Origin of the sequence: Rhodopseudomonas palustris (assembly GCF_003226555.1) — a bacterium.
Lineage (GTDB): Bacteria > Pseudomonadota > Alphaproteobacteria > Rhizobiales > Xanthobacteraceae > Rhodopseudomonas > Rhodopseudomonas palustris_I.
This window is the reverse complement of record NZ_QKQS01000033.1, coordinates 101,786-125,674: the sequence shown is the minus strand read 5'-3', so window position 1 is coordinate 125,674 and position 23,889 is coordinate 101,786. Positions and strand designations below refer to the sequence as shown.

The window sequence follows — 23,889 nt, the reverse complement described above, 5'->3', positions numbered from 1 at the left end:
TTAGAATCGTATCGTCATGCCGACATGCGACGGCTCGAAGCCCAATCGGACATAAAAACGTTGCGCGTCGACACGGCTTTGATGAGTAAACAATTCGATAAGTTTGCAGTGCCGGCCCCGCGCTTGTGCGATCGCCCAGCGTACCAACTGTTCGCCGATCCCGCGGCTGCGGCAATCGCTGGCGACGCGCACGTCTTCGATGATCGCCCGCGAAGCGCCCTGGGAGCTGAGACCGGGCAACTCCGCGAGCTGCAGACAGCCCACGACGCGGCCGTCCCGATCCTCCGCCACCACCATCTGGATGTGCGGCGTCCGCTGCAGCGCCTCGAACGCCGCGTAGTAGGAGTCCGGTAGCGGGTCTTCCAGCTTTTCGCGGCCGGCTCCCAGATGATCGTCGGCCAGCATCGCCACGATCGCGACCACGTCGTCCCGGCGTGCGGCCCGAATGGTGACGGCGGACTCGTCGCTCATTGGGGCGATGCGGTGACAGGGTCGAAGCCAGGCAGGCCGAGCCCTGCTTCGGCACGGCCGATCCAGCCTCGCACGGCCGGATAAGCCTGCAACGCAAAGCCGCCCTGCTCGGCCATTCGCGTGTAAGCGAGCAGCGCGACGTCGGCGAGCGACAGCTGGTCGCCGGCGAGAAAGCCGGACTGCGTCAGATGCTGCTCCATCCGGGCCAACGCGGCGTGGCCGCGGCGAACTTTGTCCGGATCGAGTTCGCTGACCGGCTTGCCGAGATAGACCATCTGGAAACGACACACCGCGATATACGGTTCGTGGCTGTACTGCTCCCAGAACAGCCACTCGTCCATCTTGGCCGCGAGCCATGGATCGGCAGGGATCAGGTCGCTGCCGCGGGCGAGATAGCGGATGATGGCATTGGATTGCGCCAGCGTGCGGCTGCCGTCGAAAGCGACCGCCGGTACCTGCCCGGCTGGGTTCAGCGCCAGGAATGCCGGCGTCCGGCTTTCTCCTTTCATCGTATCGACGGCGATCCACTGATACGGCAGGCCCAGCCGATCGCAGGTCCACTTCACCTTCAGGCAATTGCCGGAATTCAGATCACCGTAGATCTTCATGTGTGCGCCATCATCAGTGATCGCCGACGATTGGCCATCAGCATCGCCGGATCAGAATTTGTACCCAAGGCCGGCGCGCACGGTGGAGACGCTGGTGTCGACCGGCGCCGAAAACTTCAGGTACTCCCACTCGGCGCGCAGAAACAGGCCGCGATACAGCATCATGTCCATGCCCAGACCGCCCGCATATCCGTAGATGAAGTGCCCATTCTGGACTTTGGTGGCGGACAACGGCATCACCGTGTTGCCACCCTGCGTGCCGGTGATGGTCGCGGTGCGGATGATGTCAGCCTGTCCGAGCGAGGCACCGATGAAGGCGTAAGGCAGGAAACTTCCAAATGCGTAGCCGGCACGCAATCGGGCCGAGCCTATATCGTTGACGTTGATCGCGGCACTGCTGGTGTAGGTCGCGCTGTAATTAACATTGTTGTAGGTGATCTGGCGCCCCATCGACCCGATCGCGGAGCCACCGAAACTGCCGTGCATGTAATTGGCTTCGATGCCCAGCACGACGTCGTCCCATTGGGCATTGTAACCAACGAAAGCGCCCCATCCTTGACCGTGCGAGGAGGTCTTGCCCAGCACGGGCCAAGACGACACTGCCATCTGACTTTCGACAACGGTGTTGGCCAGCAGATTCGAGGCGATGTCACTCGTCGAGTTCGTGAAATTCATGTCGGAGGTGCCGTAGCCGCCCTGGCCACCGACGTAGAAGCCCTCCCAGTTGACCACCCGGGGCGTCTCCACCAGCGCGCCGCGCAGCGGGCCGTAGTCCGGCATGTCCGCCGCGTACGCCGCCTGTGCCATCACGCCGACCGCCGCGGCCACCACAACTCTACGCATCGCACACTCCCCCGACGAACCCTTCCACGCTGCTGATCATGCGGCGTTAACCTTAATTCTTCGTTGTCGGATAGGGCTCCGGACAAACAAAAACGGCGCGGGAAGCTCCCGCGCCGTTAACACTCGTAAACGAATGGAGGGCGATCAGCCCTTGCGCATCAGCACCGGCGGCTCCGAATAGACCGGGCCGGCATCGAGATTCCAGCGCACGCCGAACTTCACGTCGTGCGAGGTGATATCCTTGAACTTGAAGCTGTTGTTCGTGGTGAGCCCGGTGAAGGTCGACAGCGAACCGGTGTAGCCGTCGCCGAGATTGAGATAGCTGTAGGCCAGTTCGAGGGTCAGGTTCGGATTGACCTTGTAGGCGAGACCGGTGTGGATCGCCCAGGCCAGATTCCATTTCGACGCGGTCGGCGCGCTGGCGAAGCTAGCGGTCGAGAACGGGATGTTGTTGATCCCGGTGTCGGTGAAGTTGGCCATCGTCACCCGCGCAGCACCGACGCCGGCGCCGACGAACGGGGTGATGCACCACCAGGTACCGAGATCGACATAGGCGTTGGCCATCACCAGCCATTCGGACTTGGAGGCGCCGTAATTGTCGATACCGTTGTACGCGAAGCCGCTGGCGGTGCCGGTGAAGCGGTCGGTGCCCTTGAAGTTCGAATTGCCGCGGTACTGACCGATCAAGTCGGCGCGCAGCCACGGATTGAACTGATAACCGACGCCGAGGCCGTAGATGCCGGCCGAGTCGAACGAGGTCTGCTGGTCGAACGAGGTGAGCTGCGAGTAGGCCGATTCACGCCCGTAGCGCAGATCCTTGACCTGCTGGTTGCTGAATCCGATGTCGCCGCGCAGATACCAGCCGCCGAAATCTTCGGCCGGCGGCGGCGCATAAGCGGGCGGCGGTGCAATCGGCATGTCGGCGGCCACCGCGGCCGAGGCAATCAGCGAAGCCGCTCCGGCGGCCATCAACATCTTCACGCTACGCATTGGCTTCGTCCTTTGGTCCAATGATCAATTACGAAGGCCCCACACCCGGAAACCTATGGACCACACGATGCCATCAATTCCTTAAGCGCGACTTAACCCTAATTTTTAAGGTTGACATTTAGTGACGTACCACCGGCCCTGGTAACAATCACCAAGCGTGGACCTGCGGCGGCGCGCTTGACTAACAAATCGTGAACGACCGAGCCGAGAGCCGCCATCAGACAAACGGCTCCGGTTCCAGTGGGGAACCGAAGCCGTTTTGTGAAGATCATCGAGGACCGAGCGAGCCCGACCCCGTCGTGTCAGTGGGCGTGGCGCGGCATCTTCGGCAGCAGCACCGCCAACAGCCCGAGCGCCGGCAGGAACGAACAGACCTGATAGACGAAATCGATACCACGGATGTCGGCGACCTCGCCGAGCGCCGCGGCACCGAGGCCGCCGATGCCGAAGGCAAAGCCGAAGAAGATCCCCGAGATCATGCCGAACCGGTGCGGCATCAGCTCCTGGGCGAACACGATGATCGCCGGCGTCGCCGACGCCAGGATGAAGCCGATGAACACGGTGAGCACGGCGCTGGCGTACAGCCCGGCATAGGGCAGCGCCAGGGTGAACGGCAGGATGCCGAGGATCGAGAACCAGATCACGTAGCGGCGGCCGAACCGGTCGCCGAGCGGACCGCCGAAGAACACCCCGGCCGCGGTGGCGGCCAGGAAGATGAACAGGAACATCTGCGCGGTCTGGGTCGAGACGTGGAACTTGTCGATCAGATAGAACGTGTAGTAGCTCGACAGGCTCGACAGATAGAGCTGCTTGGAGAACAGCAGCGCCACCAGCACCACCAGCGCCACCATCACCCGCCGCCGGCTCGGCGCGTGCGGATGCGACTGCACCACCATTCTCTTCTTGCCGGCGACCTGCGGCTTGTACCACACGCCGATCCGCCACAGCACGATGATGGCGAGGAACGCGATCGACGAGAACCAGGCGATCGACGGCTGGCCGAACGGCACCACGATCAGCGCCGCCAGCACCGGGCCGAGCGCCGTGCCGGCGTTGCCGCCGACCTGAAACACCGACTGCGCCATGCCGTGGCGACCGCCGGAGGCGAGCCGCGCGATCCGCGCCGACTCGGGGTGAAACACCGCCGAGCCGAGCCCGATCATCGCCGCGGCGATCAGGATCACCGCATAGGAATGCGCGACGCTGAGCAGCAGCAGGCCGAGAAACGTCGAGCCCATGCCGATCGCCAGCGAGAACGGCTGCGCCTTCTTGTCGGTGATGTGCCCGACCACCGGCTGCAGCAGCGAGGCGGTGAACTGGAACGCCAGCGTAATCAGGCCGATCTGACCGAAGTCGAGCGCGTAGTTCGCCTTCAGGATCGGATACACCGACGGAATCAGCGACTGCATGGTGTCGTTGAGAAAATGCGAGAAGCTGATGCCGCCGAGCACGATATAGGCCGGCCCGGCCGCGGCAGGCGCCGCCGGCTTGGTGAGTTCGGGCAACGGCAGCTCGGCCGGATTGACCGGAGCAGCGATATCCGCATCGACGGTGACAGGCTTGTTCACGGCGTTTCCTGAAATGGGCTTGGGGTGCCGACTAAATTGCGCGGCGCAACAACAACGAACGGCCGGCACGTTGGCCGACCGCTGACAAAGTAGTTGCAAGCGCCACGAGTGTGTAGCGCGGATTCGCGATGGCAGCGTTGCACCCCGCCCGACGCGGCGGGGCGGGCCTCAGGCCGCCGCAGCCGCCGCGTTGCCGAGCGCGTCGACGATGCTGTCGACCACTTCTTCGACCATGTCGTGATCGTCGCCCTCGCCCATCACCCGGATCACCGGTTCGGTGCCGGAGGGGCGGATCAGCAGCCGGCCGTGGCCGTTCAACCGCTTCTCGCCGTCCTGGATCGCCGAGATCACGCCGCCGTCGTCGAGCGGACGACCGCTGCGATAGCGCACGTTCTTCAGGATCTGCGGCAGCGGATCGAAGCGGTGGCAGACTTCGGACACCGGACGGCCGAGCTTCTGCACCATCGCCAGCACCTGCAGCGCCGCGACGAAGCCGTCGCCGGTGGTGTTGAAGTCGGACAGGATGATGTGGCCGGAGGACTCGCCGCCGACGTTGTAGCCGTCCTTCAGCATCTGCTCGAGCACGTAGCGGTCGCCGACCGGGGTGCGCAGCAGCGCGATGCCTTCGCCTGCGAGGAAACGCTCCAGACCGAGATTGGACATCACGGTGGCGACCACGCCCGGCTTGGCGAGGCGGCCGTCTTCCTTCCAGCTCTGGCCGATCACCGCCAGCAGCTGATCGCCGTCGACCACATGGCCGCGCTCGTCGACCAGAATGACGCGGTCGGCATCGCCGTCGAGCGCGATGCCGATGTCGGCGCGCATCTCGCGGACCTTGGCGCACAGCGCCTGCGGCGCGGTCGAGCCGCATTCCTTGTTGATATTGAAGCCGTCGGGCTCGACCCCGATCGAGATCACGTCGGCGCCGAGCTCCCACAGCGCCTCGGGCACCACCTTGTAGGCGGCACCGTTGGCGCAATCGATCACCACGCGCAGGCCTTCGAGGCTGAGCTCGCGCGGCAGCGTGCGTTTGGCGAATTCGATGTAGCGGTCGTGGACGCCGTCGATGCGGCGGGCGCGGCCGAGGCTGGCGCTCTGCGCCAGCTTCTTGTCGAGCGAGTCGTCGAGCATCAGTTCGATCTGCTTCTCGACGTCGTCGCTGAGCTTGTAGCCGAGCGGGCCGAACAGCTTGATGCCATTGTCCTCGAACAGGTTATGCGACGCAGAAATCATCACGCCGAGATCGGCGCGCATCGACTTGGTCAGCATCGCGACCGCCGGGGTCGGCATCGGGCCGACCAGCAGCACGTCCATGCCGACCGAGGTGAAGCCCGCGACCATCGCGTTCTCGATCATGTAGCCGGACAGACGGGTATCCTTGCCGATCACCACCCGATGGCGATGCTCACCGCGCTGAAACGCGAGGCCCGCGGCCTGGCCGACCTTCAGGGCCAGCTCCGGCGTGATCAAACCGTTGGCGCGGCCCCGGATTCCGTCCGTCCCGAAATATCTGCGGCTCATCAATTGTCCCCCGCCCTTGCCGGTCACGGCCAAAAACCCACGATTCGTCCGGGGCTTGCCGTGCGGCGAAACGGCCTTATAGGCCTAAAATGATTGCGAGGACTTCAAAAAATGTAATCAAAGATTACGCCGCCGAGCTGGACCGGCGGCGTAACCTTCTGAAATACTGAAATTATCCGGCAATTTGCAGGGTCGGATGATTAACCCTTCCGGCGCTTATCCCCATCCGGCTTCGACGGGGCAGGCTGAGTCACGCTGACCGGATCGGAGCCCGGAAAGGAGTCCTCCAGACCTTCGTTGAGTTCCTCTTCCAGCTCTTTCTTGTTCTTGGTCGGGGTGTCGGCGGTCTTGGCGTCTGTCATCACGTCCTCCTGCTCCACCTTCGCGAATTGGGATGGAAAACGCGCCGCGACGCAGCGAGTTCCCAGACTTCACCGATCTCTGACGCGACGATTTTGCACAGGGCGCCCGCGTGCTACAGGACGAGCGGCTCGCAACACCCGGCAACAGGCAGACGGCAATTCCATGAAAGAGATCACCTGCATCGAAGACCTCCGCCAGATCCACAAGCGCCGGGTTCCGAAGATGTTCTTCGACTATGTCGACCACGGCTCCTATGCCGAGGAGACGCTGCGGGCGAACGTGGAAGACTTGAAGCGGATCAAATTCCGGCAGCGCATTCTGGTCGACATCTCCAAGCGCGATCTGGCCACCACCATCCTCGGCGACACTTACGCGATGCCGCTGATCCTGGCGCCGGTGGGCTCGACCGGGATGCAGCACGCCGACGGTGAGATCCACGCCTGCCGCGCCGCGCAGGCCGCGGGCATCCCCTATACGCTGTCGACGATGTCGATCTGCTCGATCGAGGACGTCGCCGCGAATGTCGAGAAGCCGTTCTGGTTTCAGCTCTACGTGATGCGCGACCGCGGCTTCGTCAAAGCGCTGATCGAGCGCGCGATCGCCGCCAAGTGCAGCGCGCTGGTGCTCACCGTCGACCTGCAGGTGATCGGCCAGCGCCACCAGGACATCAAGAACGGCATGACGGTGCCGCCGCAGCTGTTCAAGTTCAAGAACGTCGTCGACATCGCCACCAAGCCGGGCTGGGTGAAGGGCATTCTCGGCACGTCCCGGCGCAATTTCGGCAACATCGCCGGCCACCTGCCCGGCTCCAAGGATCTGGAATCGGTGTCGGCCTGGGTGGCGTCGCAGTTCGACGCCTCGCTGAACTGGCGCGACATCGACTGGATCCGTTCGATCTGGCCCGGCAAGCTGATCATCAAGGGCATCCTCGACGTCGAGGACGCCCGCGAGGCGGTGAAGGTCGGCGCCGAGGCGCTGGTGGTGTCGAACCACGGCGGTCGCCAGCTCGACGGTGCACCGTCGTCGATCGAGGTGCTGCCGGAGATCGTCCACACCGTCGGCTCGCACATCGAGGTGATGTTCGACGGCGGCATCCGCTCCGGCCAGGACGTGATGCGCGCGCTCGCGCTCGGCGCCAAGAGCTGCATGATCGGCCGCGCCTACATCTACGGCCTTGGCGCCTATGGCGGCCCGGGTGTCGCCAAGGCGATCGACATCATCGGCAAGGAGCTGTCGACCACGATGGGCCTGTGCGGCGTCAATTCGATCCACGAGATCGACGAGAAGGTGCTGGCGGAGTAATTCCGCCCTGCCCTCTCCACGTCATTGCCAGCCAACGGGTCGGCACGAAGTGCCGCCCGATGACAGGCTCCGCGAAGCAATCCAGCCGAGTGCACGGCGCTGGATTGCTTCGTCGCTTCGCTCCTCGCACTGACGGGGAGAGGACAACTAACAACAACAAAAAGCAAAAATTAGGAGGAAACCGATGACCAACATGCACACGAGCGTACAGTCCGCTTCCAGCGAAGTGCTCTATGCGGTCGAGGATCACATCGCCACCATCACGCTGAACGCGCCGGAGCGGCTGAACACGATCTCCGGGCCGATGCTGAACACGCTGGCGGCGCTGCTGACCAAGGCCAACGAAGATCCGGACGTCCGCTGCGTCATCCTCACCGGCAATGGCCGCGCGTTCTGCGCCGGGCTGGATCTCAACAAGGAGCGCGGCGACGAAGGTCTCAGCGCGGCGTCGTCACCGACCACGCTCGACTTGCGCAACACGCCGCCGACCGTGCTGCAGGCGATGGACAAGCCGGTGATCTGTGCCGTCAACGGCGGCGCGGCCGGCTACGGCATGGACACCGCGCTCGGCTGCGACATCCGCATCATGGCGGAATCCGCCAAGCTGGCTGCCGCCTTCGTCAAGCGCGGCGTGGTGCCGGAGAGCGGCGGCACCTGGTTTCTGCCGCGAATGATCGGCTGGGCCAAGGCCGCCGAGCTGATCTTTACCGGGCGGACCTTGAGCGCACGCGAGAGCCTGGAATGGGGCCTCGCCAACGAAGTCGTGCCCGACGCCGAGCTGATGGGCCGCGCCCGCGCGGTCGCCAAGGAGATCGCCGGCAATGCGCCGCTGGCGGTGCAGGCGGCCAAGCGGATGATGCGGATGGGCCTGAACGAGACCTTCCCGGACCACGTCCATCACGTGTACTTGCAGCTGCTGCCGCTGTTCAAGACGCAGGACATGAAGGAAGGCATCGCGGCCTTCATGGAGAAGCGCGAGGCGAAGTTCGTCGGCCGTTGAGGACCGGCGACTGCTCGGAGACGCACGATGTTCGAGACCGTCACCACGCTGCTCGACTGGCTCGGCGTGGTGGTGTTCGCCGTCACCGGCGCGCTGGTGGCGTCGCGCAAGGAAATGGACATCGTCGGCTTCGCGCTGCTCGGCACCGCGACCGGCATCGGCGGCGGCACGCTGCGCGACGTGCTGCTCGACCAGCCGGTGTTCTGGATCCGCGAACCGGCCTATCTGGTCGCCTGCGTGCTGGTGTCCGGAGTCGTGTTCTTCACCGCGCACATTCCGCATTCGCGCTACAAGATGCTGTTGTGGCTCGACGCCATCGGCATGGCGCTGTTCGCGGTCAGTGGCGCCGAGCGCGCCGCGCTGGCGGGCGCCAACGGCATCGTCGCAGTTGCGATGGGCGTCGTCACCGCGACCTTCGGCGGCATCATCCGCGATCTGCTCGGCGGCGAGATTCCGGTCATCCTGCGCCGCGAGATCTACGTCACCGCCGCGCTGCTCGGTGCCGCGACCTATGAGACGTCGACGGCATTGGGGGCCAGCCGCGAATTCGGCACCGTCGCCGGCTTTGCGCTGGCGCTGCTGATCCGCGCCGCAGCGCTGCAACGCGGTTGGTCGCTGCCGCGCTATCGGCCCCGGCCCGGCGCCCGGGACGAATGACGGAACGTGCGCCGCCCCCGGCAGACGCCCGTCCTATTTGTGTCCAAGCAGATCGGCTTCGACCAGCGCGCGCAGCTCCGCGGTGACGTGCGGCCGCGCGCCGAACCAGAGATCGAAGCCGCGCACCGCCTGATGCAGCAGCATGCCGAGCCCGTCGGCAGTGCGCAGGCCGCGCGCCCTGGCAGCGGCGAGCAGATCGGTTTCCAGCGGCACATAGACCAGATCGGCCACCACCGCGTCCGCCAGCAGTACCGACAGGTCGATCGGGAGCGGCGGCTGTCCCTTCATCCCGAGCGACGTGGTGTTGACCAGAAGTCCGGCCCCCGGCAGCGCCACCGGGATATCGCTCCAGGCAATCGGCACAACGCGGTCGCCGAACAGATCGCGCAGCGCCTGGGCCCGTTCGATCGAGCGATTGGCGAGCGCGATCCGGCCGATGCCCCGTTCGAGCAGGCCGAACACCACCGCGCGCGACGAGCCGCCGGCGCCGAGCACCAGCGCATGCGCGGTGCGGTCCCAGCCCGGCGCCGACGCGTCGAGATTGCCGATGAAGCCTTCGACGTCGGTGTTGGTCGAGCGCAAAAGATCGCCGTCGTAGTACAGCGTATTGGCGGCGCCGACTGCGCGGGCGCGCGCGTCCGGCTCGGTGAGCTGCAGCGCGCGCTCCTTGTGCGGGATGGTGACGTTGGCGCCGACATAGCCGTGCGTTCTCAGGTTCAGCACGAATTCGGCGAAGCCTTCCGGCGGCACGGCTTCGATCGAATAGCCGCCCTCGATGCCGAGCTGGCGCAGCCAGTAATGATGGATCAGCGGTGAGCGCGAATGCGCCGCCGGCCAGCCGATCAGACACGCGGCGCGCTTGATCGCAGTCATTTCGCCCTCCCGCAGCGAGCCCCTTCCGAAACGCTTCCGTGAAAATCAGGCCGGCGCGCCAGCGTCAATCGCAAAACGCGCCGCCGCGACGGAAGTCGGTGGCCTCACGCCGTGGCGGGCTGCGGCGACGGCCCCTCCTCGGGAGCGACGGTCTTGCCCTTGATCTCGTCGACTGCGGTCGCAATGTCGGGCCGGTACTGCGCCAGCGGCGGCTTGACGCCGTGGGTCAGCAGCGCGCGCCGCACCGTCGGCGAGGCGCCGGTGACGATCAGCTTGATGCGTTTGCGCTGCGCCGACAACGCGACGCGGTAGATCGCATTGGCAGCGGTGGAATCCAGGAATGGCACCGCGGCGAAGTCGACCACGAAGACCTTGTGGCGATCGGCGATGTTGTTGAGCACCGAGGTGACGGTGGCAGCGGCGCCGAAGAAGAACGCGCCGGTGATGCGGTACACGACGACGTCCGGATCGGTGACCAGCGCCAGATCGGCGGCGGTGCCGCGGCGCTTGCCGTTCTCGTCGGCGCGGTCCTCCTGCGCCAGCCCGGAATAGGCTTCGACGCCGGTGACTTCGGACATGCGGTGGATGAACAGCACCGCGCCGAGCGCGAAGCCGACCACGATGCCTTCGGTGAGATCGCGGAACACGGTGAGCAGGAAGGTTGCGAGCAGCACCACCGCGTCACCGCGCGACGAGCGCAGCAGCGTGGCGAATTCGTGCTTCTCGGCCATGTTCCAGGCGACAATCGCCAGCACCGCGGCGAGCGTCGACAGCGGGATGTAGCTCGCCAGCGGGGCCGCAACCAGCATGAACAGCAGCAGGAACATCGAATGCAGCATGCCGGCGATCGGGGTGCGCGCGCCGGTGCGGATGTTGGTGGCGGTACGCGCGATCGCACCGGTGACGCAGATGCCGCCGAACAGCGCCGACCCCATATTGGCGAAGCCCTGCGCCACCAGTTCGCAATTCGAACGATGCCGCCGGCCGGTCATGCCGTCCGCCACCACGGCGGATAGCAGCGACTCGATCGAGCCGAGCAGCGCGAACGCGATCGCGTCGGGCAGCATCTCGATCACCTTGGCGGTCGAGAACGCCGGCCAGGACGGCAGCGGGAAACTCTCCGGAATGCCGCCGAACCTTGTGCCGATGGTCGCGACCGGCAGCGAGAAGCCCCACACCAGTGCAGCGGTGACCGCGACCGCGATCAATAGTCCCGGCCAGTTCGGCCGCAGCTTCTTCAGGCCGACGATCAGCACGATCGCGGTGAGCGCGATGCCGAGCGCATAGACGTTCATGGTCGGCAGCGCCTGCGCCAGCGCTTCCAATTTGGGGATGATCGGGCCCGGCTCCTTCGCCAGCTCGATGCCGAGCAGATCCTTGATCTGGCTGGCGAAGATGATCACCGCGATGCCGGCGGTGAAACCGACCGTGACCGGATAGGGAATGAATTTGACGTAGGTGCCGATCTGCAGAAAGCCGGCTACCACCAGGATCATCCCGGCCATGAAGGTCGCCAGCAGCACGCCGTCGATGCCGTGGCGCTGCACGCTGAGCATCACCAGCACGATGAAGGCGCCTGCCGGTCCGCCGATCTGGAAACGCGAACCGCCGAACGCGGAGACCAGGAAGCCGCCGACCACCGCGGCGTACAGGCCGCGATCCGGCGTGACGCCGGAGGCGATCGCGATCGCAGTCGACAGCGGCAGCGCCACGATCGCCACGGTGAGGCCGGCGATCAGATCGGCGCGGAAATCAGCGAGGCCGTAGCCTTCGCGCAGCGCGGTAATCAGCTTGGGCGTGAACAGCTCGCGGAAGCTGGGTTTGGTCGCAGCCATCAGTCGCCGGGAGGTATCCATACCGTTTCTCCTGGTCCGCCCCGCTGCTGCACCGAAACCGTCAGGCCTCGTTGCGGGGCGGCGCCGGCTCTTTGAACCGGACGCCGCGACCGCCGCCTTCGCTGCGGGAATTGTCTCCGATCAGAACCACGCCGCCGCGCTCGAGGGCTTCGATGACCTTGGTGAGGGATTCCACCACACCACGGACATTGCCTTCGCTCGCCTCCATCCGCTGGATGGTCGGCAGCGAAACGCCGGACAATTCGGCCAGCGTGCGCTGGTCGATGCCAAGCAGCGCACGGGCGGCGCGCAATTGGGCTGCGGTCATCATAGGTGAGGCATGACTTCTGATGTCTGAAGTCTGCAATATGATGCTTTAGACGAGATCAGGCAAACAGAAAGCGGCTGGAGTGATGTTTTAAACATCAGTCCAGCCGCTTTGGAGCAGTCATATTTTGGTGAGCGCCGGGCGAGAACCCGACCAGCGCTCTGTCGAACTCAGGCCGCCGCCTGCCGATGCGCCGCGACGATCTGGTCGGCGGTCCGTCCGGAGACCTCGGCCATGTGGTCGAAGCTCCGTGTGAAGCTGCCGGCACCGGCGGTGGCCGAGCGCAACTCGACGATCAGGTCGCTGATCTCGGCTTCGGGCATGGTGGCCCGCACCATGTCCCAGCCCGGCCAGCCCTCGCGGGTATCGAAGCCGAGGATCTGGCCTCGCCGCCCGGACAGGATGGCGTTGACCTTGGCGGTCGCCTCGGTCGGGCAAACGATCTCGACGGTGTGGATCGGCTCCAGCAGCACCGGCTGGCACTGCGGCAACGCTTCGGTGATGCCGATCCGCGCCGCAGTGCGGAACGCCATGTCGGACGAATCCACGCTGTGATACGAGCCGTCGGTCAGGGTGACGTGGACATCGACCACCGGGAAGCCCAGCGGACCGGCGCGCAGCGCGTCGACCACCCCCTCCTCGACCGCGCCCATGTAGTTGCGCGGCACGGCACCGCCGACCACGGTCTCGGCGAAGGCGAAGCCCTCGCCGCGCGGCAGCGGCTTGATGTCCAGCACCACGTCGCCGAACTGGCCGTGGCCGCCAGACTGTTTCTTGTGACGACCACGCTGGGTCACCGGTTTGCGGATGGTCTCGCGATAGCCGATGCCCGGGGCGTGCGACTTCACGGTGACGCCGTAGCGATCGCGCAGCCGCTCCAGCGCGACCCGAAGGTGCATCTCGCCCTGCCCCCACAGCACCATCTCGTGGCTCTGCGGATCGTGCACGATGGTGAGCGACGGATCCTCCTCGTTCAGCCGCTGCAGCGCCTGGCCGAGCTTGACGTCGTCCTTGCGATCGGCGGCGGCGAGCGCCATCGCCAGCACCGGCGGCGCGGCATTGACTGCGACCAATGCGGCCGGTGCAGTCTTGCCGTTGCCGAAGGTGTCGCCGGTCTTGATCGCATCGAGCTTGCCGAGCGCCACCACGTCGCCGGCCGTCGCCGACGAGCGCTTGCTGTCGGCACCGCCGCCGACGGTCTGGATGCCGGAGACGCGCGCGGCTTCACCGGACGATGACAGCACATTATCGCCATCAGCGAGCGTGCCGGCGAACAGCCGAGCCAGCGACAGCTTGCCGCCGTGCTGCAGATGCTGAGTCTTGAAGACGTAGCCGACCGCCTCCTTGCCGGCGGTGACGCCGAGGCGCGCCGCGGTTTCAGCCACGTCCGGCGCCTCGTGGCGCAGCGCCTTCAACAGACGGAGCACGCCGTTCTCGCGCAGCGCCGAGCCGAGCAGCACCGGACAGATCACGCCTTCTCGCAGCTCGCGGGCGAGATCGTCGAACACCGAGTCGCGCGGCGGCTGGATGTCGTCGAGCAGTTGCTCCATCAGCGCGTCGTCATGATCGGCGAGCTTCTCGAGCATCGAGAACCGCGCTTCCTTCTCGCGGTCGAGATCGCCGCCTGCGAGATCGATCACTTCGGAGGGCTTGTGCTCCCGATAGACGAAGGCGCGCTCCAGCGCGAGGTCGACATAACCGGCGATCAGGTCGCCGTTCCAGATCGGAATTTGGCGCAGCACCAGCGGGATGCGGGATGCCGGCTGCAGACTGTCGAGCACTTCGCGAATGCGTTTGTTGGCGCGATCGATCTTGTTCAGGAACAGGAATCTGGGAATGCCGAGATCTTCGAGTTCGCGCAGGATCAGCTGCAACTGCGGCAGCTTGCGCTCGTCGGCTTCGCACACCACCACGGCGGCGTCGACGGCGGGAAGCGCCGCGCGCATGTCGTGCGCGAATTCGACGGAGCCGGGACAATCGAGGAAGGTGTAGGTCTCACCCATGAACTGGGTGGTGACGGCGGTGAGGCTGAGGCCCATTTTGTGCTGGCGGGCCTCGGGGCTGGAATCGCCGTGCGAGGTGCCGGCATCGACCGAGCCGGCTCGTGGGATGGCGCCGGTACGCGCCAGGATCGCTTCAAGTAGTGTGGTTTTTCCGCTTTGGAATGGGCCCACCAGTGCAATGCACCGGGGACCACGGGGACTTCTGACGTCTTGTCCCATCGCCGCCTCCTGACTTTGGAGCTCGGCCCGTGATTGGGTCGGCAAGACGTGATGCTTTCGCAACACACGACACTTGGCAAGCGCGAAAAATTACGACGACACCATGTCGGTGTTGAGCAGGATCAAGGACACCAAAAAAAGCGCTGCGACGCGTTTGCATCGCAGCGCAATGTTGCATAGCTGGAATTGAACCGGAGCGGTCGCTGTTAGTTAGCGGCCCGGACGCAGCTCGAGTTCCTGCAGGCCGACCGCGACGTTGACGCCGGTCTGTCCCTGCAGGCTGACCGGCTGCAGCGCGATCGAATTCGCCGAGCCCCCGATCAACACGTTGGCGCCGACACCGACACCGACCGACGCAGAGCCCTGCGCCCCAGCGTAGTTACCAGCGAGGTCCCCAGGGCCGAAGCGCTCGACCGGCGCCAGCACGACCCAGCTCAGTGCGGTTTCCGGCGTGATCCCAAGGTCGAGACCGACCTTGCGGATGGTGGCGACATAGGGCGTGTCAGGGCGGCCGTCACTGCGCAGGACGCAGCCGAGATTGGTTACCGAACCGACGATGAATCCCATGCTGGCGCCGCCGCGGCATTCGAGCATGCCGACCCGCACCCGGTTCTGCTGCGCATTGGCGGCGGTGACGGTCAACGCGGCGGCGGCGAGTCCGACGAAAAGCGAGAGGCGGCGCATGGTGAAAATCTCCGACGTAGGAAGGTGATGCGGAAGACGACTCGATTCGTTCGAACCCGATCGAACAATCGCCGTCATCTAGTCACAGCAATGGCAAATCTTCAATGACAGCCGGGTCCGCGAAAGCGCGGCGATCTGTCCGAACGCGCGGCGTTCGATTGTAAAACGTATCGAAAATGCAAGAAGGGCCCGCGGATGCGGGCCCTTCTGCGAACGATGTCGAATGCGCCGGAGGCGCCGTCAATTAGTGATGACGATGATGACGGCGATGCTTGCGGTAGTGCTTCTTGGCGATCGGCGCCGGCAGGAGCTGCACGTCGACGATGCCCGCGGTGGCGTTCAGGCCGGTCTGGCCCTGCAGGCTGAGCGGCTGCAGTGCGAAGGCGTTGTTGGAGCCGCCGACCAGCAGGTTGCCGCCGACGCCGAAGCCGAACGACGCGTTGGCGCCGACGCCGCCGTAGCTGCCGCCGAGGTCACCGCGGCCGATGCGACGGGTCGGAGCGTACACCGCCCAAGCAAGACCGGTGGTCTGCGTGAAGCCGAGGTCGACGCCAATGCGCTGCACATGCGCGATGTACGGCTCGGGACGACGACCGTCGGTCCGGAACAGGCACTCGAGCTGAGTGGTCGAACCGACCACATAACCGACGTTCGGACCGCCGGCGCATTCGATCACGCCGACCTGCACGCGCTCCTGCGCGCTCGCACTCGCGACCGAGGCGATCAGCGCGACCGCAGCGATGCCGAACTGTCTAAGGGTAAACATAGAAGCACACTCCACATGTGGATTGAGATTGCGAGGGCGACAAAAAGGAAGCGTCTTGTCCAAAACAAGGCGCTTCCAAAGTTTTGGAACGAATCCTGTGAACCTTGCGGATTGTTAATGAAATATTTACCGCAAGTTTCCGCAAAACCGCTGGATGCGCTTGCAGGCGTCTTCCAGATCCGACGTCTTGGTGGCGTAGGAGATCCGGAATGCCGGACCGAGGCCGAACGCCGAGCCTTGCACTACCGCAACGCCTTCCGCCTCCAGCAGCTCGGTGACGAAGTCCTGGTCGGTCTCGATCTTTTTGCCCGACGGCGCGGTCTTGCCGATGGTGCCGGCACAAGACGGATAGACGTAGAACGCGCCTTCGGGCCGCGGGCAGTCGATCCCGGCCGCCTGGTTCAGCATCGACACCACCAGATCGCGGCGCTCCTTGAACACCTTGTTGTGCGCGTCGATGAAGTCTTGCGGACCGGTGAGCGCCTCGACGGCGGCCCACTGGGCGATCGAGCACGGGTTCGAGGTCGACTGCGACTGGATCGTCGACATCGCCTTGATCAGCTCGGCCGGGCCGCCGGCATAGCCGATCCGCCAGCCGGTCATGCAATACGACTTCGAGACGCCGTTCACCGTCAGGGTGCGATCGAACAGCTTCGGCTCGATCTGCGCCGGGGTGGTGAACTCGAAGTCGTCATAGACGAGGTGCTCGTACATGTCGTCGGTCATCACCCAGACATGCGGGTGCTTGACCAGAACGTCGGTGAGCGCCTTCAGCTCGGCACGGCTGTAGGCCGCGCCGGTCGGGTTCGACGGCGAGTTGAGAATGATCCACTTGGTCTTCGGCGTGATCGACGCTTCCAGCGCCGCCGGCTGCAGCTTGAAGCCGAACTCGGCGGTGCACACCACCGGCACGCTCTCGCCGCCGGCGAGCGCGACCATTTCCGGATAGCTGACCCAATACGGCGCCGGGATGATTACCTCGTCGCCCGGATTGATGGTCGCCATCAGTGCGTTGTACAGCACCTGCTTGCCGCCGGTGCCGACGATGATCTGGTTCGGCTTGTAGGTGAGGCCGTTCTCGCGCTGAAACTTGGCGATGATCGCCTGCTTCAGCTCCGGAATGCCGTCGACCGCGGTGTACTTGGTCTTGCCGGCCTCGACCGCATGGATCGCCGCCAGCTTGATGTTGGCGGGGGTGTCGAAATCCGGCTCGCCGGAGCCCAAGCCGATGACGTTGCGCCCGGCCGCTTTCAGCTCACGCGCTTTGTCCGTGACCGCGATGGTCGCGGACGGCTTGACACGATCGAGCGCGGTGGCGAGGAACGGCATCGTCTTCTCCTTGCAGCCGTCATGAGTCGGCATTTGGCACGACTCTTCCATCTCTGACGGGAATGCCTCCACACTAAGCGTCGGCACGTTGCATCGCAAGAAGCTTGCAGGAATGGTGGCATTGCCCGAATGCCGTACAACCGCTGCGGCGTAGGCTCCGGGAGCGCTGTTGCCAGTCATGCGCGGCAGACCACCCTCACCGCCGATTTCGCATAGCGAAAAGGCCAAATCGGTCGCCGCCGCGCGTTTTTCGAGCCCCGACCGCCGCCTTCGCAATGCGGCATGGGATTTCGATGCTTTCCAGCGCTTGGGGCTTGCGACGCCTGCCGGGGGGCATCATTGTTTAGCCGCGTTGGGCGCGGCAGATGCCGGCGGCAGGGAGAGCGAAGCGACCTTCAGGATGTACAAGCTCTATTCGATGCAGCGATCGGGAAACAGCTACAAGGTTCGCCTTGCGCTGGCGTTTCTCGATGCCCCCTACCGCGCGATCGAGGTCGATATCCTGCGCGGCGAAAGCCGCACGCCCGACTTCCTCGCCAAGAATCCGAGCGGCCAGGTGCCGCTGCTGGAAACCGCGCCAGGCCGCTACCTCGCCGAGTCCAACGCGATCCTGTGGTATCTCGCCGTCGGCACCTCGCTGGCGCCGGACACCCGGATGGACCGGGCCGAAGCGCTGCAGTGGATGTTCTTCGAGCAGCACGCGCTCGAGCCCAACATCGGTTCGGCGTATTTCTGGCTGTGTCTGGTGAAGGGCGGGCGCGATCTGCAGACCCACGCTCTGGAAGACTGGCTGGAGCGCGGCTACGCGGCGCTGCAGGTGATGGAAAACCACCTCAAGACCAACGATTACTTCGCGGCCGGCCAGCTCACCATCGCCGACATCGCGCTGTACGGCTACACGCATGTCGCCGACCAATGCGACTTCGACCTGTCGATGTTCCCGGCAGTCAACGCCTGGCTGCGCCGGGTCGAACAAACGCCGGGTTTCATTACCATGGACTGGACCCCGGAGGCGGCGGTCGCAGACGCCGCGAACTTCGCCGCCGAGGCTTGACGCCGGTCACCCCGCTCCAATTCCGCCACGATTTGGACATGTTTGGCGCGCCTCGGCGCCGCACAAGCGCCCGTGATTGCAGGACAATCGGCTGACGCCGGTGATTCGCCGGCGATTGGTTCGAGGATTTCGAGTCATGCTTCCGTCGCCCGGCTTCATCCGGCCCGTCGCGCACGTTACCTCCGCCCGCCTGCTGCGGGCCGTCGCCGCGTCGTTATTGCTCGCGGTCGCCTCGCTCGGCGCGATCCTGGCGCTGACGCTGCTGTCGCCGCACCTCGTTGCGGCATGACGACATCTTTCGCGCGGCAATCCTCTCAGTCACGATCTTTTTCCATCACGGTGCGTTGAACCGCGCCGGTCCGCAGCCGCGACGGCCATTCTGCGACGAGGCATTGCGATGAAGGCACCGATCGTCTGGGTTTCGGGCACGCTCACCGCGGCGACCGCGCTGGTCGCCTCTCTGGTCATCGTCACCGCCAGCCGCGGCGCCATCACGACCTTCGAATCGTCCGCCGGTCCGCTGAGCGTGCAGACGGTGGCGGAGGATCTGGTGCATCCCTGGGGGCTGGCGTTCCTGCCCGATGGCCGGATGCTGGTGACCGAGCGCCCCGGCCGGCTGCGACTGGTGACGCAGCAGGGCCAGGTATCCAAACCGCTGCAGGGCGTACCGGAGGTCTGGGCCTCGGGTCAGGGCGGACTGCTCGACGTCGCCGCCGACAAGGACATCGCCACCAACCGCACGCTCTACCTGTGCTACGCCGAACGCGACGGCCGCGGCGGCCGGACCGCGGTGGCGCGCGCTCGGCTGACCGAGGGCGATGCACCGCGGCTCGACGACGTCCAGGTGATTTTCCGCCAGCAGGGGCCGCTGTCGTCCGGCAATCACTACGGCTGCCGGATCGCACAGGACGGCGGCGGCGATCTGTTCGTCACTCTCGGCGAGCACTACGCCCATCGCGATCAGGCGCAGAATCTGTCCAATCATCTCGGCAAGATCGTCCGGATCGCGCCCGACGGCAGCGCGCCGAAGGACAATCCATTCGCCGGTCGCGACGGTGCCAAGCCGGAGGTCTGGAGCCTCGGCCACCGCAATCCGCAAGGCCTCGCTTTCAATCCCGCTGACGGCAGTCTGTGGGAAGTCGAGCATGGCCCGCGCGGCGGCGACGAGGTCAACCCGATCCGCAGGGGTGAGAATTACGGCTGGCCAGTGATCGGCTACGGCGTCGATTACAGCGGCGCTAAAATTCACGAGGCGACCACGAAGCCGGGCATGCAGCAGCCGGCCAAGTATTGGGTGCCGTCGATCTCGCCGAGCGGCATGGCGTTCTACACCGGCAAGCTGTTTCCGAACTGGAAAGGCAGCCTGTTCGTCGGCGCGCTGTCGGGACAGATGCTGGTGCGGCTGTCGCTACAGGGCGACAAGATCACCGGCGAAGAACGGCTGTTGCAAGCGTTGAGCGAACGGATCCGCGACGTCCGCCAAGGGCCCGATGGCGCGCTGTGGCTGCTCACCGACAGCGCCGCCGGGCGGATTCTGCGAGTGACGCCGGCAAGCGAGTGACGAGTCCGAGGATGGCGAGACAGGTCAGCCGCCGGTCACCCCGGCGACCGGCTCGGCATACTCGGACCGCGCCAGAAGTCCTGCCGAGTCGCGTCCGGATTCATGATGCTGCTTCCAATGCTGCGAGCATGTCGGAGATCGCGACGAACTTCTCCCGCGGCCGACCGTTTGCCGCGCCGTTGCGTTTCTCCACAGCGTCGATCGCCGCCCAGTCCTGATAGCTCACGAGCCGCGGCACGCGAGTCCACAACCGCGCCAGCAACGCCTCGGGCGCGCCGCGCGGCGGCGCACCCGCCGACAGATCGGCGATCACGGCCTCGGCCGTCGCCATGCCGCAGGATCGGTTCGTGCCGATCGTGCCGCTCGGGCCCCGTTTGCTCCAGCCGCAGACGTAGAGACCCGGGACGACGCCGTCTTGGTCCGTGACCCGGCCGCCGATATTGGCGTGAACGCCGCGCGCCGCATCGTAAGGAACGCCCGCGATCGGCGCGGTGCGACGGCCGATACTGCTGAAGATCGCCCCGCATGCGATGCGTTCGGCCGCCACGCCGTCCCGCGCCAAGGTGATCGCCTCGACCCTGTGCCGGCCCTCGATCGCGACCGGCGTCAGCTCGAAGCGGAAGATGCTCCGCCGCGACTTGGATGGCGTCTGCGCCGCGAAGGTGCGAAGCAGAGCGAGCTTCTCGTCGCGCTCGGGATCATCGGTCGCCTCGGGCACGGCGGCGAGGTCGCGCGGATCGACCCAGGCATCGCACGCGGTGAGGCTGAGGAAGTCGCGCAGCTCCTTGGCGCCGAATTTCGCCTGCAGCGGACCACCGCGACCGACGACATGCACCTCGCGCACCTGGCTTTCTGCCAGAACCTCAAGTGCGTGAGCGGCGATGTCCGTCTGCCGTAGTTCATCGGCGGTCTTCGACAGGATGCGCGCGACGTCGAGCGCGACGTTGCCGTGGCCGATGACGGTCGCCACCTCGTGGCTGAGATCGAAGCTTCGATCGCGATAATCGGGATGGCCGTTGTACCAGGCCACGAACTCGCCGGCCGAGTAACAGCCCGGCAGCGTTTCGCCGGGAATATCGAGCGACCGACTGAGATCGGCTCCAGTGGCGAGCACGACCGCATCGTAGGCCGCACGCAGTTCGTCGATCGTCACATCCTTGCCGACCGTGACGCCGCCGACAAAGCGAAAGCCGGACAGCGCCGCGATCTTGTCGAAGGTGATACTGACCAGCTTGAGCTTGGGATGATCGGGGGCGACGCCGAACCGCACCAGGCCGTAAGGCACCGGCAGCTGCTCGAACATATCCACGGCGACCGGCATGCCGGAGCGCAGCAGCGCTTCGGCGGCGTAGAATCCGGCCGGCCCGCTGCCGACGACGGCGACATGAAATGCAGACGTCATCGTCCCAGCGCGACCTTTCGTTTGTCGGCGCCGGGCAGCGGTGGCAGCCGCGCGGTGATCACCGGGGTTTCGGCCACGCGCTTGCGGTTGACGGCGATCCAGAACTTCTTGTCCGCCGCGAGCCGGTAGTCCGGCTCGATCGCACCGACCGGGCAGGCCGGCACGCAGCCACCGCAGTCGATGCAGTTCTCCGGATCGATATAGGTCATGGTGCCGTCGAGATGGAAACACTCGACCGGGCACACCGTCACGCATTCGGTGTAGCGGCAGCCCTTGCAATTATCAGTCACGACGTGTGTCATCGTCGGAACTCCGGTTTTGACGAGAGGAGAACGGCCGACGCCGCGCCGGCGCCGGCCTTGTGGATTGAGACGCGCTTACAGCCGTCCGACCTGTACCAGCACGTCGGAGAATGTCGGCGCGCGGCCGAGATCGGCGAAGGCCGGCGGCGTCAGCGCATGCACGGTGGCGCCCTTGCGGTTGGAGCGCTGCCAATAGCCGGACGGCGCCACCACGACGCCGGCCATCACGTCGGCAGACACCGTCGCATAGGCCTCGAACGAACCGCGATCGTTGAACACGCGGATCGGCGCGCCGGCCTCGATGCCGCGATGCGCGGCGTCGTCGGGATTGAGGATCACCGCCTGCTCCTCACCGGCCTGCGCGGTCTGCGCCGGCAGGTTGCCGTAGTTCGAATTGAGGAAGGCGTGGCTCTTCGGCGAGATCAGACTGAGCGGGTAACGCTCCGCCAGTTGCGGCGCCGTGCGGGCGCTCTCGTTCGGCGAGATGTAGTGCGGCAAGGGATCGATCGGGCTGCCGTCCTGATCGCCATTATAGCCCTGCCGGAACAGCGGCGCGACGAAGTTGCCGCCCTCCGCGATCGTCGACTTGAATTCGACTTTGCCGGTCGCGGTCGGGAAATTGCCGTCGCGATGCGGCGCCCAGTCGCCGGGCGCCGGCATGTTGAGCCGCGAATAGCCCTTGGCCTTGACGTCCTCCAGCGTGATCCCTTGCAGCACCGGATTGCTCCAATCCAGCGCGGCTTCGATCATCTCGTCGTCGCCGCGGAAGAAGCTCGGATCGGTGATGTCCATCGCCTTGGCGAGGCGGCGGAACAGCTCGGTGTTCGGCACCGCTTCGCCGAGCGGCTCGATCGCCTGATTGTTGTAGGACAGATACAGGTGTCCCCAGGAGAACATGATGTCCTTCTGCTCGAGCTGCGTGGTCGCGGGCAGCACGATGTCGGCATATTTAGCCGTGTCGGTCAGGAAGTGATCGCTGACGACGGTGAACAGGTCCTCGCGTTCGAGTCCTTTTTCGATCTTGTCCTGCTCGGTGACCATCGCCATCGGATTGGCGTTGTAGACGAACAGCGCCTTGATCGGCGGATCGAAGCCGAGTTCGCCGGTCAGCGCCGCGCCGAGCCGCCAGGAATTCAGCACGCGCATCTTTTCCGGCGCGAGCTCGGGCCGCATCAGCACCTCCCATTTCACCGGGAATGCCCAGATCGGCAGCTGCAACAGGCCGCCGCCGACGTGCTTCCAGGCGCCGATCAGTCCCGGCAGACAGGCGATCGCCCGCACGGTCTGGCCGCCGCCGGCGTGACGCTCCACGGCAACGCCGATCCGCACCACCGCAGGCGGCGTGGTGGCGTATTCGCGCGCAAGCTTGAGGATGTCCTCGACCGGGATGCCGGTTTCCTGCGCGGCGAATTCCGGCGTGTAGGTCGCAACGCGCTGAACCAGCTCGTCGTAGCCGACCGTGTGCTTGTCGATGTAGTCGCGATCGACCAGGTCTTCCTTGATGATCACGTGCATCATCGCCAGCGCCAATGCCGCATCGGTGCCGGGACGGATCGGGATGTGCCAGTCAGCGAGCCGCGCGGTGCGGGTCTTGACCGGGTCGATCACCACCAGCTTGGCGCCGTTCTTCTTGGCCTGCTCGATGAACGGCCAATGATGCGAGTTGGTGCTGAGTGTGTTGCACGCCCACAGAATGATGTACTTCGAATGCACGAAGCTTTCCGGATCGACGCCCGGCGTGTGGCCGATCGTCAGCAGATAGGCGGTGCAGGAGCCGGAATCGCAGAAGGTGCGTTCGAGCACGGTGGCGCCGAGTTTGTTGAACAGTGGGTCGCCGACGTTCAGGCCGTTGATGATGCCCTGGGTGCCCAGATAACTATAGGGCAGGATCGCCTGCGCGCCGTGCTCGGCGATGACCGTCTTCCAGCGCGACGCGATGGTGTCGATCGCCTCGTCCCAGGAGATGCGGGCAAACTGCTTGGTGCCCTTCGGCCCGACGCGCTTCATCGGATAAAGCACGCGCTTGTCGCTGTAGACGCGCTCCTCGTAGTTGTTGACCTTCACGCAGAGCCGGCCGCGCGTGAACGGATGATCGGGATTGCCGCGCACTGCAATCGCCTTGCCGTCCTCGACGGTGGTCAAAATCGAACAGGTGTCGGGGCAATCGTGGGGGCAGGCGCCTACGACGGTGGTCCGGGCCATGTGTCTCC

Annotated in this window: 23 protein-coding genes; 6 read left to right on the top strand and 17 right to left on the bottom strand. The window is 65.4% G+C overall.

The genetic code is table 11. From position 1 onward, the window contains the following. From DNX69_RS23700 to DNX69_RS26400, 7 genes are all read right to left on the bottom strand, one after another. Positions 1 to 471, bottom strand: coding sequence for a GNAT family N-acetyltransferase (locus DNX69_RS23700; protein WP_110788457.1), 471 nt, complete (start codon positions 469 to 471; stop codon positions 1 to 3). Beyond that, the gene (locus DNX69_RS23695) at positions 468 to 1,079 is read right to left on the bottom strand and encodes a glutathione S-transferase family protein (protein ID WP_110788456.1); all 612 of its coding nucleotides are present in this window, start codon (positions 1,077 to 1,079) and stop codon (positions 468 to 470) included. The genes DNX69_RS23700 and DNX69_RS23695 overlap by 4 nt, the downstream gene beginning before the upstream one ends. Positions 1,080 to 1,130: 51 nt before the next feature. Continuing rightward, positions 1,131 to 1,922 carry an outer membrane protein gene (locus DNX69_RS23690; RefSeq protein ID WP_110788455.1) on the bottom strand — a complete coding sequence of 264 codons (792 nt, stop codon included), beginning with the start codon at positions 1,920 to 1,922 and terminating at the stop codon, positions 1,131 to 1,133. A gap of 144 nt (positions 1,923 to 2,066) precedes the next feature. Further along, complete coding sequence (locus DNX69_RS23685; protein ID WP_165825317.1) at positions 2,067 to 2,912, bottom strand: outer membrane protein; 846 nt, start codon at positions 2,910 to 2,912, stop codon at positions 2,067 to 2,069. Between the two features lie 302 nt (positions 2,913 to 3,214). Next, entirely contained in the window at positions 3,215 to 4,480 is a 1,266-nt protein-coding gene (locus DNX69_RS23680; protein ID WP_110788454.1) for an MFS transporter, read from the bottom strand. A gap of 168 nt (positions 4,481 to 4,648) precedes the next feature. Beyond that, entirely contained in the window at positions 4,649 to 6,001 is a 1,353-nt protein-coding gene (glmM, locus tag DNX69_RS23675; protein WP_110788493.1) for a phosphoglucosamine mutase, read from the bottom strand. A 200-nt stretch (positions 6,002 to 6,201) separates the two neighbouring features. Beyond that, positions 6,202 to 6,363 (bottom strand): hypothetical protein, encoded by a 162-nt coding sequence (locus DNX69_RS26400; protein WP_165825316.1) that lies wholly within the window; start codon positions 6,361 to 6,363, stop codon positions 6,202 to 6,204. A 163-nt stretch (positions 6,364 to 6,526) separates the two neighbouring features. Here DNX69_RS26400 and DNX69_RS23665 point away from each other — a divergent pair, with 163 nt between their 5' ends. The 3 genes from DNX69_RS23665 (at position 6,527) to DNX69_RS23655 (ending at position 9,323) form a co-directional block, all read left to right on the top strand. Continuing rightward, positions 6,527 to 7,666: an alpha-hydroxy acid oxidase gene (locus tag DNX69_RS23665; protein ID WP_110788452.1), complete on the top strand. Its 1,140-nt coding sequence runs from the start codon at positions 6,527 to 6,529 to the stop codon at positions 7,664 to 7,666. Between the two features lie 184 nt (positions 7,667 to 7,850). Further along, a complete protein-coding gene (locus tag DNX69_RS23660; RefSeq protein WP_110788451.1) occupies positions 7,851 to 8,666 on the top strand; it encodes an enoyl-CoA hydratase/isomerase family protein in 816 nt (271 codons plus the stop codon). Between the two features lie 27 nt (positions 8,667 to 8,693). Beyond that, complete coding sequence (locus DNX69_RS23655) at positions 8,694 to 9,323, top strand: trimeric intracellular cation channel family protein (RefSeq protein WP_110788450.1); 630 nt, start codon at positions 8,694 to 8,696, stop codon at positions 9,321 to 9,323. 33 nt (positions 9,324 to 9,356) lie between these two features. Here the strand turns inward: DNX69_RS23655 and DNX69_RS23650 are convergent, their stop codons facing one another. From DNX69_RS23650 to DNX69_RS23620, 7 genes are all read right to left on the bottom strand, one after another. Then, positions 9,357 to 10,196 carry a shikimate dehydrogenase gene (locus tag DNX69_RS23650; RefSeq protein ID WP_110788449.1) on the bottom strand — a complete coding sequence of 280 codons (840 nt, stop codon included), beginning with the start codon at positions 10,194 to 10,196 and terminating at the stop codon, positions 9,357 to 9,359. Between the two features lie 104 nt (positions 10,197 to 10,300). Then, positions 10,301 to 12,052: a SulP family inorganic anion transporter gene (locus tag DNX69_RS23645; protein ID WP_110788448.1), complete on the bottom strand. Its 1,752-nt coding sequence runs from the start codon at positions 12,050 to 12,052 to the stop codon at positions 10,301 to 10,303. Positions 12,053 to 12,092: 40 nt separating this feature from the next. Continuing rightward, positions 12,093 to 12,362, bottom strand: coding sequence for a helix-turn-helix domain-containing protein (locus DNX69_RS23640; protein ID WP_110788447.1), 270 nt, complete (start codon positions 12,360 to 12,362; stop codon positions 12,093 to 12,095). A 167-nt stretch (positions 12,363 to 12,529) separates the two neighbouring features. Next, the gene (locus tag DNX69_RS23635) at positions 12,530 to 14,581 is read right to left on the bottom strand and encodes an elongation factor G (protein WP_110788446.1); all 2,052 of its coding nucleotides are present in this window, start codon (positions 14,579 to 14,581) and stop codon (positions 12,530 to 12,532) included. Between the two features lie 210 nt (positions 14,582 to 14,791). Further along, complete coding sequence (locus DNX69_RS23630) at positions 14,792 to 15,265, bottom strand: DUF992 domain-containing protein (RefSeq protein ID WP_110788445.1); 474 nt, start codon at positions 15,263 to 15,265, stop codon at positions 14,792 to 14,794. A 244-nt stretch (positions 15,266 to 15,509) separates the two neighbouring features. Beyond that, positions 15,510 to 16,031, bottom strand: coding sequence for a DUF992 domain-containing protein (locus DNX69_RS23625; RefSeq protein ID WP_110788444.1), 522 nt, complete (start codon positions 16,029 to 16,031; stop codon positions 15,510 to 15,512). A gap of 126 nt (positions 16,032 to 16,157) precedes the next feature. Beyond that, complete coding sequence (locus DNX69_RS23620) at positions 16,158 to 17,360, bottom strand: pyridoxal phosphate-dependent aminotransferase (protein WP_110788492.1); 1,203 nt, start codon at positions 17,358 to 17,360, stop codon at positions 16,158 to 16,160. Between the two features lie 400 nt (positions 17,361 to 17,760). Here DNX69_RS23620 and DNX69_RS23615 point away from each other — a divergent pair, with 400 nt between their 5' ends. The 3 genes from DNX69_RS23615 (at position 17,761) to DNX69_RS23605 (ending at position 19,975) form a co-directional block, all read left to right on the top strand. Continuing rightward, a complete protein-coding gene (locus tag DNX69_RS23615; RefSeq protein ID WP_110788491.1) occupies positions 17,761 to 18,414 on the top strand; it encodes a glutathione S-transferase family protein in 654 nt (217 codons plus the stop codon). 136 nt (positions 18,415 to 18,550) lie between these two features. Further along, on the top strand, positions 18,551 to 18,703 hold the full coding sequence (locus DNX69_RS23610) for a hypothetical protein (protein WP_234827062.1): 153 nt from the start codon (positions 18,551 to 18,553) through the stop codon (positions 18,701 to 18,703). 108 nt (positions 18,704 to 18,811) lie between these two features. Beyond that, positions 18,812 to 19,975, top strand: coding sequence for a PQQ-dependent sugar dehydrogenase (locus DNX69_RS23605; protein WP_110788443.1), 1,164 nt, complete (start codon positions 18,812 to 18,814; stop codon positions 19,973 to 19,975). 100 nt (positions 19,976 to 20,075) lie between these two features. On the opposite strand, the gene DNX69_RS23600 is transcribed toward DNX69_RS23605, so the two are convergent. The 3 genes from DNX69_RS23600 to DNX69_RS23590 all read right to left on the bottom strand — a co-directional run bounded on the left by DNX69_RS23600 (position 20,076) and on the right by DNX69_RS23590 (position 23,881). Continuing rightward, complete coding sequence (locus DNX69_RS23600; RefSeq protein ID WP_110788442.1) at positions 20,076 to 21,377, bottom strand: FAD-dependent oxidoreductase; 1,302 nt, start codon at positions 21,375 to 21,377, stop codon at positions 20,076 to 20,078. Next, positions 21,374 to 21,679 carry a ferredoxin family protein gene (locus tag DNX69_RS23595; RefSeq protein ID WP_110788441.1) on the bottom strand — a complete coding sequence of 102 codons (306 nt, stop codon included), beginning with the start codon at positions 21,677 to 21,679 and terminating at the stop codon, positions 21,374 to 21,376. The genes DNX69_RS23600 and DNX69_RS23595 overlap by 4 nt, the downstream gene beginning before the upstream one ends. 75 nt (positions 21,680 to 21,754) lie before the next feature. Beyond that, positions 21,755 to 23,881: a molybdopterin-containing oxidoreductase family protein gene (locus DNX69_RS23590; protein WP_110788440.1), complete on the bottom strand. Its 2,127-nt coding sequence runs from the start codon at positions 23,879 to 23,881 to the stop codon at positions 21,755 to 21,757. Positions 23,882 to 23,889: the final 8 nt, after the last annotated feature.

Coding starts and splice junctions, on each gene's coding strand:
- DNX69_RS23665 (WP_110788452.1), top strand. CDS start 6,527: ATGAAAGAGATCACCTGCATCGAAGACCTCCGCCAGATCCACAAGCGC.
- DNX69_RS23630 (WP_110788445.1), bottom strand. CDS start 15,265: ATGCGCCGCCTCTCGCTTTTCGTCGGACTCGCCGCCGCCGCGTTGACC.
- DNX69_RS23635 (WP_110788446.1), bottom strand. CDS start 14,581: ATGGGACAAGACGTCAGAAGTCCCCGTGGTCCCCGGTGCATTGCACTG.
- DNX69_RS23620 (WP_110788492.1), bottom strand. CDS start 17,360: ATGCCGTTCCTCGCCACCGCGCTCGATCGTGTCAAGCCGTCCGCGACC.
- DNX69_RS23615 (WP_110788491.1), top strand. CDS start 17,761: ATGTACAAGCTCTATTCGATGCAGCGATCGGGAAACAGCTACAAGGTT.
- DNX69_RS23610 (WP_234827062.1), top strand. CDS start 18,551: ATGCTTCCGTCGCCCGGCTTCATCCGGCCCGTCGCGCACGTTACCTCC.
- DNX69_RS23685 (WP_165825317.1), bottom strand. CDS start 2,912: ATGCGTAGCGTGAAGATGTTGATGGCCGCCGGAGCGGCTTCGCTGATT.
- DNX69_RS23595 (WP_110788441.1), bottom strand. CDS start 21,679: ATGACACACGTCGTGACTGATAATTGCAAGGGCTGCCGCTACACCGAA.
- DNX69_RS23590 (WP_110788440.1), bottom strand. CDS start 23,881: ATGGCCCGGACCACCGTCGTAGGCGCCTGCCCCCACGATTGCCCCGAC.
- DNX69_RS23655 (WP_110788450.1), top strand. CDS start 8,694: ATGTTCGAGACCGTCACCACGCTGCTCGACTGGCTCGGCGTGGTGGTG.
- DNX69_RS23640 (WP_110788447.1), bottom strand. CDS start 12,362: ATGATGACCGCAGCCCAATTGCGCGCCGCCCGTGCGCTGCTTGGCATC.
- DNX69_RS23625 (WP_110788444.1), bottom strand. CDS start 16,031: ATGTTTACCCTTAGACAGTTCGGCATCGCTGCGGTCGCGCTGATCGCC.
- DNX69_RS23695 (WP_110788456.1), bottom strand. CDS start 1,079: ATGAAGATCTACGGTGATCTGAATTCCGGCAATTGCCTGAAGGTGAAG.
- DNX69_RS23660 (WP_110788451.1), top strand. CDS start 7,851: ATGACCAACATGCACACGAGCGTACAGTCCGCTTCCAGCGAAGTGCTC.
- glmM (WP_110788493.1), bottom strand. CDS start 6,001: ATGAGCCGCAGATATTTCGGGACGGACGGAATCCGGGGCCGCGCCAAC.
- DNX69_RS26400 (WP_165825316.1), bottom strand. CDS start 6,363: ATGACAGACGCCAAGACCGCCGACACCCCGACCAAGAACAAGAAAGAG.
- DNX69_RS23605 (WP_110788443.1), top strand. CDS start 18,812: ATGAAGGCACCGATCGTCTGGGTTTCGGGCACGCTCACCGCGGCGACC.
- DNX69_RS23700 (WP_110788457.1), bottom strand. CDS start 471: ATGAGCGACGAGTCCGCCGTCACCATTCGGGCCGCACGCCGGGACGAC.
- DNX69_RS23645 (WP_110788448.1), bottom strand. CDS start 12,052: ATGGATACCTCCCGGCGACTGATGGCTGCGACCAAACCCAGCTTCCGC.
- DNX69_RS23650 (WP_110788449.1), bottom strand. CDS start 10,196: ATGACTGCGATCAAGCGCGCCGCGTGTCTGATCGGCTGGCCGGCGGCG.
- DNX69_RS23600 (WP_110788442.1), bottom strand. CDS start 21,377: ATGACGTCTGCATTTCATGTCGCCGTCGTCGGCAGCGGGCCGGCCGGA.
- DNX69_RS23690 (WP_110788455.1), bottom strand. CDS start 1,922: ATGCGTAGAGTTGTGGTGGCCGCGGCGGTCGGCGTGATGGCACAGGCG.